The organism is Paenibacillus sp. EKM301P, from assembly GCF_011800295.1.
Taxonomy (GTDB): Bacteria; Bacillota; Bacilli; order Paenibacillales; family Paenibacillaceae; genus Paenibacillus; species Paenibacillus polymyxa.
The window spans coordinates 1-10,795 of the sequence record NZ_JAALFM010000025.1 but is presented as its reverse complement, the minus strand read 5'-3'; the positions used below and the strand labels follow the sequence as shown (position 1 = coordinate 10,795).

General features: G+C 35.0%; 13 protein-coding genes and 2 pseudogenes. 13 read left to right on the top strand and 2 right to left on the bottom strand.

The window, feature by feature from the left end; genetic code table 11:
• Positions 1-997: 997 nt before the first annotated feature.
• Entirely contained in the window at positions 998-1,390 is a 393-nt protein-coding gene (locus HFD99_RS24600; RefSeq protein ID WP_123796963.1) for a hypothetical protein, read from the top strand.
• Positions 1,391-1,481: 91 nt separating this feature from the next.
• Here the strand turns inward: HFD99_RS24600 and HFD99_RS25995 are convergent, their stop codons facing one another.
• Positions 1,482-1,616, bottom strand: a complete 135-nt coding sequence (locus HFD99_RS25995; protein WP_260148403.1) for a hypothetical protein — start codon at positions 1,614-1,616, stop codon at positions 1,482-1,484.
• Between the two features lie 1,086 nt (positions 1,617-2,702).
• Here HFD99_RS25995 and HFD99_RS24595 point away from each other — a divergent pair.
• The 5 genes from HFD99_RS24595 (at position 2,703) to HFD99_RS24575 (ending at position 6,939) form a co-directional block, all read left to right on the top strand.
• The gene (locus tag HFD99_RS24595; RefSeq protein ID WP_107735294.1) at positions 2,703-3,845 is read left to right on the top strand and encodes a hypothetical protein; all 1,143 of its coding nucleotides are present in this window, start codon (positions 2,703-2,705) and stop codon (positions 3,843-3,845) included.
• Positions 3,846-3,946: 101 nt separating this feature from the next.
• A complete protein-coding gene (locus HFD99_RS24590) occupies positions 3,947-4,501 on the top strand; it encodes a hypothetical protein (protein ID WP_123796964.1) in 555 nt (184 codons plus the stop codon).
• A 332-nt stretch (positions 4,502-4,833) separates the two neighbouring features.
• A complete protein-coding gene (locus HFD99_RS24585) occupies positions 4,834-5,076 on the top strand; it encodes a DUF1871 family protein (protein WP_123796965.1) in 243 nt (80 codons plus the stop codon).
• A 519-nt stretch (positions 5,077-5,595) separates the two neighbouring features.
• Positions 5,596-6,141, top strand: a complete 546-nt coding sequence (locus HFD99_RS24580; RefSeq protein ID WP_123796966.1) for a hypothetical protein — start codon at positions 5,596-5,598, stop codon at positions 6,139-6,141.
• A gap of 159 nt (positions 6,142-6,300) precedes the next feature.
• Positions 6,301-6,939, top strand: a complete 639-nt coding sequence (locus tag HFD99_RS24575) for a restriction endonuclease (protein ID WP_123796967.1) — start codon at positions 6,301-6,303, stop codon at positions 6,937-6,939.
• A gap of 192 nt (positions 6,940-7,131) precedes the next feature.
• Here the strand turns inward: HFD99_RS24575 and HFD99_RS24570 are convergent, their stop codons facing one another.
• The gene (locus HFD99_RS24570) at positions 7,132-7,623 is read right to left on the bottom strand and encodes a hypothetical protein (RefSeq protein WP_167441032.1); all 492 of its coding nucleotides are present in this window, start codon (positions 7,621-7,623) and stop codon (positions 7,132-7,134) included.
• A gap of 229 nt (positions 7,624-7,852) precedes the next feature.
• On the opposite strand from HFD99_RS24570, the gene HFD99_RS26160 reads away from it, so the two are divergent.
• The 7 genes and pseudogenes from HFD99_RS26160 to HFD99_RS25985 all read left to right on the top strand — a co-directional run.
• On the top strand, positions 7,853-7,903 hold the full coding sequence (locus tag HFD99_RS26160) for a hypothetical protein (protein ID WP_308810692.1): 51 nt from the start codon (positions 7,853-7,855) through the stop codon (positions 7,901-7,903).
• A 15-nt stretch (positions 7,904-7,918) separates the two neighbouring features.
• Positions 7,919-8,101 (top strand): hypothetical protein, encoded by a 183-nt coding sequence (locus tag HFD99_RS25850; RefSeq protein WP_225164863.1) that lies wholly within the window; start codon positions 7,919-7,921, stop codon positions 8,099-8,101.
• 610 nt (positions 8,102-8,711) lie between these two features.
• Positions 8,712-9,041: a hypothetical protein gene (locus tag HFD99_RS24555; protein ID WP_225164864.1), complete on the top strand. Its 330-nt coding sequence runs from the start codon at positions 8,712-8,714 to the stop codon at positions 9,039-9,041.
• A 96-nt stretch (positions 9,042-9,137) separates the two neighbouring features.
• A pseudogene (locus HFD99_RS25575) lies at positions 9,138-9,952 on the top strand (WXG100 family type VII secretion target); the annotation flags it as partial.
• A gap of 26 nt (positions 9,953-9,978) precedes the next feature.
• Positions 9,979-10,254: a hypothetical protein gene (locus HFD99_RS24545; protein ID WP_225164900.1), complete on the top strand. Its 276-nt coding sequence runs from the start codon at positions 9,979-9,981 to the stop codon at positions 10,252-10,254.
• 284 nt (positions 10,255-10,538) lie between these two features.
• Positions 10,539-10,661, top strand: a complete 123-nt coding sequence (locus tag HFD99_RS26155) for an RNA 2'-phosphotransferase (protein ID WP_446723036.1) — start codon at positions 10,539-10,541, stop codon at positions 10,659-10,661.
• Positions 10,662-10,699: 38 nt separating this feature from the next.
• Positions 10,700-10,795 (top strand): annotated as a pseudogene (locus HFD99_RS25985) (RNA 2'-phosphotransferase); the annotation flags it as partial.

The window sequence follows — 10,795 nt, the reverse complement described above, 5'->3', positions numbered from 1 at the left end:
AACTGCCTAAAACAACCCTGTTGACGATCTCCAACTCCCGTGGTTACATCATGTGTGGTGCGTCTAAGATGTACCGAATTTGGGGCAGTGAAATTTTCCGCTGTTTAAGCCGTAAAGTAAAGCGGGACAAGCTTTCATAGCAATTTTCAATTTACTGATCTGTACTGATTCATTCTATTAAAATCTTATAAATGACTGAATTTTGTGACCGCATTTGTGACCTTTTTAAGGGGAACAAGCATGTGACTGTGCATTTTACTCCTGTGAGGTCTGCTCAAATGGTTGTTTGAGTTGAGCCATAAAAAATCTATTAAAAAGAAGATATTTGTATATGGACAAAATGATCGTACGATATAGCATTCTTTGGAACAGTGGTTTTGGAAAGTTTATTCTAGAGAAAAACTGCAACTGTGAATTGTGAAATGACCTTAAAAGATTACGAGTACCGACAGGAGAGTAAAGTAAATGAGATAAGCTCAAAGGAGAACGTTAAGCCAACGCAGATTAAAGCTACTGGGATTTTGAGACTTCCATATTCATAAAGTGAATAACAGCTTTAGAATGAACATGAGAGCGTATAACAGGTATATATGTTCAATGTACAACGTATTGATACCAGTTCATCAGCTACACATTAACAATAATTGAAATTGAAAGGCAATAAGATATCCTTCTTAAAGAGAATGATAGGGTAAACTTGTTGTCACTGAACACTCGTCAAGTAAACAAAATACAATACTTCTTCACAAAAGGGGGGGATTTATCAAATTTTATATTTACAATAAATAACAATTTATTAAATGACAATAAAGAAAGAACCTGTTTCTTCCAAAGAGAATATTGTATATTTTTTATTGCAAGATACAAACGTTGGAGGAGGAGTAAACGGTTTAATTTATACACAATGTTTTCGAGAAGTTTAGCTAATCTATTGTAAAATCATTAGATTAATTGGTAATTTTGATTCTCAATTTATTTCCTAAAGGAGATGTTAAATGTGAGAAAATTTCAGAAAATATCAATCTCTGCTTTTGCTTCCTTGATGATGATCTTAACACCTATACAAGCCGTTTTTGCTGACGAAGCCGTTACTAATAATACCCCTTCAGCACAGGAAATTCAGGACGTTGGAACTTTTGATTTTCAAGGAACAGAATGGGGAGATATCGGAAGTTCAACTCAGGATATATATATGACTGGGGCTATCAAGATTGTGGTTAATGCTTCTTCTACCAAAAGTTTTCCAGTTTATGCTGTCGACCCAAATGGTGGTGAAAAATTTTTAGGACAAATAAAGGGTAAAGAATATATAAAAACACAACTATATGGTTACTATAAAATTTACGTAGGTGGAAATATAAACGATGGATCATTCTACGTTTATTATTAAAAATCATTGGTTTTGCTTCACTATGAGAATATCGATAATAGTAATTTAAAGAGACTAGTCGGAAGGGAATTCCCTTCTGACTAGTCCTATTTTAATTGCTTAAACAGACCCTCAAAATATGTTTCTTACGATTCGATTTCAAATTTGGCAGAAGCACATACCACAGCAGCCGTTCGTATTCAACCACATACAAGCCCAACGGAGTCGTTAATGTGTTCGCTGGCATTGCCCTCCTAAATAATAGAGGGGCCTTTAAAGTTAACATATTTTTGAATAAAACATCAATTTTACCATCCAGTTGTCCACATATTGACGCTGACTGGATTTTTCTGTATCCAAATGCGTCATTGGGAAGCTTTCACGGGGTCATAGCTGATAGTATTGTTTACATAACGAAATGGGTGTCATCAAGTGCCACCCAAAGGATAATTTTGCTGATGGTAACCTTAACTTTCCAACCTCCAACTTTGACGCTTCGTTTCGGGTAATCCCAAAGCAAGTTTACATACAATCTTCACAGCCAACTTTGCGTTCTGAAAATAGCGTGACACTGAGTAACGCTATAATTGAACTCGTGTCCATTGTGGACGTGCGTTGCCAATCCAGACATGGTGAATTTCCATATCGTAATTCTAACCCTCTGAATCGAAAGGTATGAAAGCTAAACTTAATTATCGTGAAACGCGATATTCGAAATCCTATGCATGTGGAACGAAATTTCGTTTCCCCTTGTTACATAGTGAAGCTTGTTGGCGTATTGAGTGAATTGGCTGAATATTGTTTATCCAGAGGCCAGTACGAAAAGGGAGTTCGGTTCTTATTAGATGGTATGAGGAAATCAATTATAATTAATGATGAACGCTCAATCCTTCGTTACAGGATAATTGTCGAACGTTATCAGAAATTTGTCCTAACTGAAGCCAAGACGGAGTATCATAATTTAGAAAGCTATGCACGACGACTTTCTTATTAGTATTAGTCATAAGTACACAATCAACGAGTAGTCAAGTTACAACTATACCATCGGCAGCTCAAAGTGGTTGGTTTCAAGTTTAGAGCTGGCACATTGGTAGTTAGTACATTTGTATAAATAGTTCGGAGCGTTTATTCATATGCATTAAACCATGAAAATTAAGTGAAGGTTAGACGGGCTGTCCGTCTAACCTTTTTATTTTGTAAATGTGACAATGAATTGTTCGCATTTTTTAAAAATTATTATAAAAAATCCTTTTTTTATGAAAAAAATATTGTAAATCAATATACAACATTGTATATTATATCCTGTGTCTATCAAACATTGGGAGGTTTTTAGATGAAAAAGCATTTAGCAATTGCGGGGTTGGCCTTAATTATAGGTATGGCTCCTCTCACCTCAGTAAAAGCAGAAGGTAGTGCTGTACCATTGGATAAAGAGATCATCAAACAACAAATTGACAAGGATCGTATTGATCAAGTGAATTACCATCTTAATGAACTTGCACACCTGAACAAGACAGATCAGAATGACTACTTAAGCGAGTTTGGTATTAAAGTGAATAAAAAAAGCATTTCTGCATCTGAGTCTACATACAATAATGAATCATTAAAAGATGAGTTTGAAAACATATTGGATAATGCCTATATTTATACAATGGATGACAATGGATTTGTGTATGACAAAAATGGGGAAGTTGTTAATGAAATTGATTTAAATAAAAAGGAAGAGGGTGTAGAAAACAATATTGCTCTACAAAGAGCAACTATCGATCCCAATATTTTAGGCTCTAATAGTGGAGCTTTTGCTAGACAAGTAACGGCTACTGGATATAAAGGTATTAGAACAACGTTTACTTTACCTTCCTATCCTGCAATTAATGCACCTAATGGAAGTGTAGCTGGATATTTATATAATGGTATAGATGTGCTTTCTTCTTCTTATTTGAGTGGGTTTAAGCTTGAAGCTGGGTTACAGTATAGTCAAGCACAAAACAGCTATACTGCGGTTATTCATCCGCAGGGTACGCTACAGAATCCTATTCCAGATGGTTCCACTAGTGTTCCTCCTAGATACAAAGCAGGTACTAATGTTATAAGCAATGTTTTTTATGATACTACTACTTCGCGTTTTAAGTACTTTGTGAACGGAACTAATGTTAATGGTACAAATCAGTACCTTCTCTTTACTTATTCAAAACCACTGAGTAGCTCTGAGGTTTCTAATTTAGTTGTTAAAAGAGTTACAGCTTTAGCTAAAGAGAATTATTCTGGTGGTGACATTGGTAAAGTAACGGTTAATTATTCTGGTACTGAGGTTACGAGAATAGATGGATCAACAACTGATTTGACACAAGGCATTTTAAGTAGTCACACGTATAATGGAAAAACGTTTGGTACGTGTGATACGCCTAGTGGAGCAATAAGTAAATCTGGTAGTGTACCTTACCAAACAGTAACAGTTAATACTGTAGGTTTCTAAGTATATTGTAGTGTTAGGTCAGTGCCTGTATATGTTTTGAAATAGGTATTGACCTAACTAAGGTTATCAGCTACTTAATGAAAAGGTTTGGAGGGATATTTATGAGAAAAGCAGTTATATTTTTATTGTCTTTTTCATTATTTTTTGTTTTAGGAGGAATTATACAAGCAGCAAGTGTTAGTGATTCAATAGCCAAAAAAGCTGATCATGCGTACAACTCAAATCTTAAAAACACGGCTTTAACAATCTCATATAAGCAAAAAGGGAAACAATTTAATTATAAGTCCCGATATATACCTATAAAAGATTTGTTTGGTGGTTATGTCGATTCAGTTTCATGGGATGCTAAGAAGAAGGTAGCGCTTGTAGGAAATCAAGGGAAAGTGTTTGTATTGAATGTCTCGGGGAAAGAAATAACTCCTTTAAGTAACCAAATAGTTGCACCGACAGAATGGACACGTATTTCAAAGGGGAGCGTTGAAATAAAAGCATCAGTTATCGCTTATGTTTTTGATAGATACGGTAACACTTATAAAGATAAAGAAAGAGAAGCTTGGAGAGAAAAACTTGATTTTTTAGATATAAAAGAAACGGATGGTTTACCTGGTATAAGAGATGGCTATCTTCATGTTTCTCTAACATACAATGACAAATGATATTTAATTAGGTGTAGTCAACTTAATGACTACACCTTTTTTGATATTTGTGAAATATTTTTTCTTCCAGTTATATACTACATAATTCCTCTAATCATACTTTAGAAAGAATGCAAGAGCGAGGCGTAACCAAAGAAATGGCAGATTCTTGAGTGGAGAATGGGAAGGCCCTTTCCCAGAATAATGGTAGTAAGCATTTGTTTTTTTCAAAAGAAGGTGCTGCTGTAGTTGCTAACGACGGGACACTTGTTACAGTTATTCCTAAGAGTAAGTATGATGATGCATATAAAACACTATCTAAATCGTTATTTGGAGAGTAGGAGTGTATAGAAATGAACGATGATATTGTACAAATGATTAATGAATGGAACCCCGTCGAAATATATCCTTTATTAGAAGAGGAATATTATTCAGAAATACGTAGAATCCATGAAAAAAGTAAGGAAACAAACTCTGTTGAAGAATTAGCAAAGCAGATTCATTCGGTATTCGCTCAATCTTTTAAAAAGAAATTCGACAAAAGTATTGAAGAATGTCGGTCAATCGCTGAAAAGATAATTAATGTTACAAAATAATTTATTTTTGAGCTTGCTCCCTTAACAATAAATAGGAGTAAGCTTTCTCCATTTGAGCTTGCTACAAGCAACTCCTATAACGGATAGAGCGCACAAATTAAAATAGGAAGAAAGTATTTGGGTACTGACGGGAATTTGTATAGGAGCAATCAGCAAAATATTACCCATATACCAGTGGATCTTGGAATTAAAGATAGTAGATGTATATTCTTTAGTTGTTGTTAATCTGAACTTAAAAAGTAGCTATAACTTGATGGAAGAATCTTTAAACAAAGATTTGGATGAAGATAAGGGAAATCATCGAGGAAACTATAAATGAAATTGGTGAAGAGAGTTCAGAGCTACGTTCCAAATGCTTGAAAAAGTATTTAATGAATTTTGTTTATTATTTGTTTTGCATTTCTACTGTAATCATTCTAACGCTTCTTTAGAAATATCATGATAATAAAATAAGATATATTGTCTATTCCCTTCATTTCCCTTATGATAATTATACTATTACCAGACAAGGGGATACATATGAAGAAAGCTATTCTACTATTATTAATGTTTGTTGTTTTAATTCCATCACAAGTATTGGCGGCAACATCTACAAAAGCTATGTCAACAAGTGAAATCGAAAGAATATATTTTGAGAATTACAAAGATCGTGTAAAAGAAATTAAAGCTGCAGAAAAAAAGCTTAATGCTGTTCTAGGAGCAGAAGTTCGCCAGCTAACGCAAAGATTAAATCAAGCATCTGCACGTTATAAAAATGAAGTGAAAAATAAGTCTAGTAAAGCGGTAATAGCTCAAGCCAAGGCTGAATGCGATAAATTAAAGAAGCAGCTCAGCGTGGCAAAGGTGGAACTAAGTAAAAGTATTAAAAATTACAAGCGAGAAAGTGACCAAGTTTTAAAGGATATTGCAAAACAGAAAGCAGACCTTATAAAATTCATTAAGAATCACACGGCAGGAAAAGATAAACTTACGGAGTCCGAATTTAGCAATCAAGTTAATGGAGAAATTATGTCGATCGACAATTCATTTACTGGAGCTTTAAAAACATTAAGGGAAGCTGAATAATAGGAAGTGAGGCAGCAGGTATTACCTGTTGCCTTTTTATTTAGACTCATTTTTGTTTCTAATCTACTATATTTCTCTGAATTTAAATGGTAAATTGTACCTATTTGTTGTATTATAAGCAAGTGTGAAAAAGGGTTGAATAGCTAAGGAGGAGCAGAGTTGTACATATTTATAGTTGTTGGTGTCATTGCTGTATTACTTGCTTTGGTTCTGTTACGTTTTCTTAAAAGGCCCAAAGTCCAAGAGCGATATAAAGTAACGCAGGATATTGATCCTTACAAAATCGGCATAAGCGAAATTGATCGTATGGAAGATGGCAAGGATTTTGAAATTTATTTGTGCAAGCTGTTCAATTTCTTGGGTTATAGTGATGTGTATAAGACACAAGACAGTAGAGATTTTGGAGCAGATTTGGTATTTACAGATCGTGAGGGATACCGTAATGTCCTTCAGGCCAAACGGTATGCAGTCACCAATCCTGTTGGGTTGGGTGCGGTTCAAGAAGTGTATAGCTGTATGCGATTTTACAGAGCTAAGAAATCTATTGTGATTACTTCAAGTAAATACACAACCTCGTGTGAACAGTTAGCCAGTTATAATGGAGTGAAGCTGTTGGATCGCAATGATTTAATTCGAATGATTGAGCTATTCAAAGAACAACAGCACAGCAAAGTAAAAGATATCATCGAAGGAGAGCCTTATTTGAGTCTAGATTCATGGGATGATTATAGGAATAACAGTAAAGTGATTAAAAAGGATCGTAAGACTGAAAAATACCAGAAACAAACTGTGTTGTGACGAAGGAAAACGGGACCGGAACGGATAGGGATACCCCCTTACCGGTCCGGTTTTCGCTTTATCAGCAGTAAGTCCCCGTCAGCTTCTTTCCAAAATTCACCCAAAACGATATAGGGCTTCTCTTTTATATCTATTTTTCGTAATGATTCCAATTCTAAACGTGTACCTTCAATTGAAATATTCTCAACTACTTCAAAATGCTTTTTTTACATCGCTTGGCAGTTGAAAATCTAATGACGCTTCTACCTGTTCAATTTTATGTAAAGATGCGCCGCCATCCAAAACATCCGAATTACTGTAAACGTTTCTAAGCGAAGTCGCAAACTTTAGATATGTCTGGAATACTTGTGGTATCTTTTTGTTAAGATGGTCAAGTTGAATCTTATCCTGCTCTTTTTGAATCTTACGAAATGGCTTTGAATTCAGCTCCATAGTGTTGTTGGTATAGATCGGAATTTTCGAATGGAATGTTTCTCGCCGAAAGATATTCGACGGCTCTCTTTTGGCTGGCAAGGATAGGCACCCATCGAAAGTCGTGCTTGATGGGTTTGAGTTTAAGAAAAACGCCACGGGATAAGTGTTTTCCAATTGAACTTTATTTTCTTCCCACCATGCTCGCCGCTCTTCTGGAGACAGCTCGCATTGAGCTAATTGAACGAATGTCTTTTCAAATTTTTCTACCAATTCACAACCCTCCAAAAAACATCAAGTTATTGTTTTTATTCTTATGGTAGTCTGTTTTCTGGAAAAAGAGAACTAAAGGGTGTGATAACAAAACCGCACAAGAATTACTTGATAGTTATTCTGGAGAAGGTGATATGTTTAAAGCCGGACGAGAAAGGATTGATTTCGGAAAATCTACTAGGAAGTACTATAATAGAGATACTGGTAGCTCGAGGAAACAACAAAAGGAATTATTCATTACAATAGAGATGGCGCACATATTGTACCAGCAGCGCCCTAAACCAAGGAGGAATATATGGGATATGATTCTTTAATTAAAGCTATTATTTCAGTACCAAAAGAAGAACTAACAATTGATTGGGAAAATGGATTAAAGATTATTGGTACTAGGGACACCACCTATGAAACAAACAATAATTTAGATGAAGATGATAATGGGTTCCTTGAATATGATGCTGCGGTTATTGACGTTAAATAAATAGTATCTAAGCCAAATAACGATGAAGGAAGTATATATAAATGGTTATAAAAAGGAAAAAGTTCCTTTATTGAAATTTCTCTCCATGACGCCCCCCCCTAGCATGATCACATCTTCTGAAGGGTCTCTTATTTGGAAAAATGAATAAGTTAGATCAACCTTCTCAATTGAGTATTTTCCACTGAGTTGAGGATGATCTTTCCCTTACGAAACTTTAAGGGCATTGATTTGTATATTTATGATGGGTACATCAATAGTGTGGAACCATTTGTCGTAGTACTGAATGATAATGTTATATACAACGATAAACCTGAAAGTGAACCAGCTAATTTTTATTTAAGGTATTACTTAAAAAACACTTTGTAGTTAGGTTAAGCGAAGTAGTAAAAGAAGAAGAAAGCAAACTCTTAAATTTCAACTGGAAAAGCAACGACAAGCTATAAGCTATATATCAATTAAAGGAGAGGATTCCATGAAAAAAGGCATAAAAATTAGCGGAGCAGTTTTTGCTACTAAAGGTAACATTGATCACGAAAATTTATTGATAAGTTTATAGAGTTGTTGAACCTAATGGCTGGGAATTTGGTGATGGAGGGTGAGGAAAGAAGTGATGGTTAAATTAAAATTTTTGGGGTTGGCTGCCCTTACTGTTACGTTTGCTGTAGTTATTAGTAATAATGTTTTTGCTAGTGATGATACTTCAGAAGAAATGGAGAGTGTTACAAAAGCAGTAGTCCCTGATAGTGTATTAGAAGGACTTAATCATCCTGATAAAATTTATACTAAAGATGCATTATTTGTAAAAAAACCGCAATCTCTCCATGATGAAGATAAATTCAATCAAGATGAAATAGTCTACGACGTTTCAAAGACTACGGATAAAACAAAAGCCATCATTCAATATGACGCTACTTATATCAAGGAAGAAGACAGTAAATAGATTTGTGTAACTAAAGCATTTGAAGAGTTAAGTTGAATAATTAGAATATCTAGGGCGACTTCGGTTGCCCTTTTTATTATTCAATTTATCCAAGTCTTTTCCAACACTATGTCATATGGTATTCCAAAAGGAATGTATCAAGGGTACATGGAACGGGCAGCTAAACAAAACGATTCATGGAATGACATGCTCAATTTCGGTACATTTGGAATAACGGGTATGATTCAGGGAGCATTTAATCCTACCAATGCGTGGTCGAAGGAACACTGGGCTAATATGATCGGTACAGCAGGATTGTTTAGAGGAGTTAGTTCAGTTATTAAGCCTAAAATTGGGTTATCAGGGTCTATAAAATATACTCCATTAAAAGATGGAACTACCCGAATAATAGAAGAGGCGGACAATGCAAGAAAAATTATTGATACTAATGGCCTGCGTAATGAAGTGCCTTTAACTGTAGCACAAATTGAAGGTTTAACTCAGTATGCAAAAAAATTAGGGATGCCACAAGAAAATATCTGTGTAGCGGGGCCTAATGACACATCTCCTACTGGATTATTATTTGATACGATTCTCAATATAAATAATGATGTATTACCTTCTAATGCGACAGGTAAATTAGCAGCTAATAGCCGGATTACTGGTCATGGAACAATAGCGCATGAAGTTGTCGGACATTATGAAGCAGGACTAGCAGGGAGATACTTCCAGGTTATGGATGATTAATTTAACGTTATAACTAGGAACTTTGCACTTGACGAAGCCCAAGCAAGTATCCGAGCTGCACGATTTGCTCCTGATTTGACCCAATTAGAAAGAATTATGCTATTAAGAGATGGAATTACTAGATTAAAAACGAAGGTATCAAAATTAGGGAAGTTAAAGATATACTGTTCATACATGAACGTTAGAATGGAGAGGTTCTCTTTTGGAGATTATGAAGTTAGACGATATTATTAAAACACCCAATAAAGGAATCATTTTAATTGGAACAAATCTTGGTTCAGATAAGCAGGATCATACCAATTTGAAAGGTTTGATAGGTTCAAAAATACAAGTAGATAAGATAGATGGAACGAAATGCGAACTGGACGTATTGGATATAAGCATTTCTTTCTCCATTGCTAACCATCCGCTAATTGGAATTAATGTAAAGGATTCAGGAGACATTGAAGATATAAAAAAGGGAACACAGATAGTACGATTTTTGTAAAATAAATTAAGCGAATATAATGTTGATGAAGACTGGTATGGGGAAAATTCATGTGAGAATCTAACTATTTTAATATAATAAAGTACATTATTAGAGAGGAGGGGGGATTTATGAATCGGAAATTTTTTATCATGGCTTTAATCAAAGGTGTTTTCGAGTATTTCCCTTGTGGATTGGGGCTACATTTCCCTTATCGGAGGTTTGGTACTTTACTTCACAAGGCGTTATGAATCATCGGATAGGTTATTATAGATAGACAAATATTTTATTAGAAGGAGTATATCATGTTAACACCAAAACAAGAAGAGAGCCTCAGTAAACTTATGAGTAAGATTCTTAGGCATACACCAGAACAGTTTGGTCTTGAGCTAGACCATGAGGGTTATTGTGACATTCAAGACCTGTAAAATCAGAGAACAGATGGTCTGAGGTCAGTGAGTCGGATATCAAGCAAGTAGTAAGCTATTGTCCAAAGCAGAGATATGAGATGGTTAATGGGTACATAAGAGCTAATTACGGGCACAGTGCAGGCAGATTGAAT

What these genes read in the sequence shown, in the direction of transcription:
- HFD99_RS25995 (WP_260148403.1), bottom strand. Translation starts at nt 1,616, where the DNA reads ATGCCAGCGAACACATTAACGACTCCGTTGGGCTTGTATGTGGTTGAA.
- HFD99_RS24545 (WP_225164900.1), top strand. Translation starts at nt 9,979, where the DNA reads ATGAAGTTAGACGATATTATTAAAACACCCAATAAAGGAATCATTTTA.
- HFD99_RS25850 (WP_225164863.1), top strand. Translation starts at nt 7,919, where the DNA reads ATGGGATATGATTCTTTAATTAAAGCTATTATTTCAGTACCAAAAGAA.
- HFD99_RS24590 (WP_123796964.1), top strand. Translation starts at nt 3,947, where the DNA reads ATGAGAAAAGCAGTTATATTTTTATTGTCTTTTTCATTATTTTTTGTT.
- HFD99_RS24595 (WP_107735294.1), top strand. Translation starts at nt 2,703, where the DNA reads ATGAAAAAGCATTTAGCAATTGCGGGGTTGGCCTTAATTATAGGTATG.
- HFD99_RS24555 (WP_225164864.1), top strand. Translation starts at nt 8,712, where the DNA reads ATGGTTAAATTAAAATTTTTGGGGTTGGCTGCCCTTACTGTTACGTTT.
- HFD99_RS24585 (WP_123796965.1), top strand. Translation starts at nt 4,834, where the DNA reads ATGAACGATGATATTGTACAAATGATTAATGAATGGAACCCCGTCGAA.
- HFD99_RS24580 (WP_123796966.1), top strand. Translation starts at nt 5,596, where the DNA reads ATGAAGAAAGCTATTCTACTATTATTAATGTTTGTTGTTTTAATTCCA.
- HFD99_RS26155 (WP_446723036.1), top strand. Translation starts at nt 10,539, where the DNA reads ATGTTAACACCAAAACAAGAAGAGAGCCTCAGTAAACTTATGAGTAAG.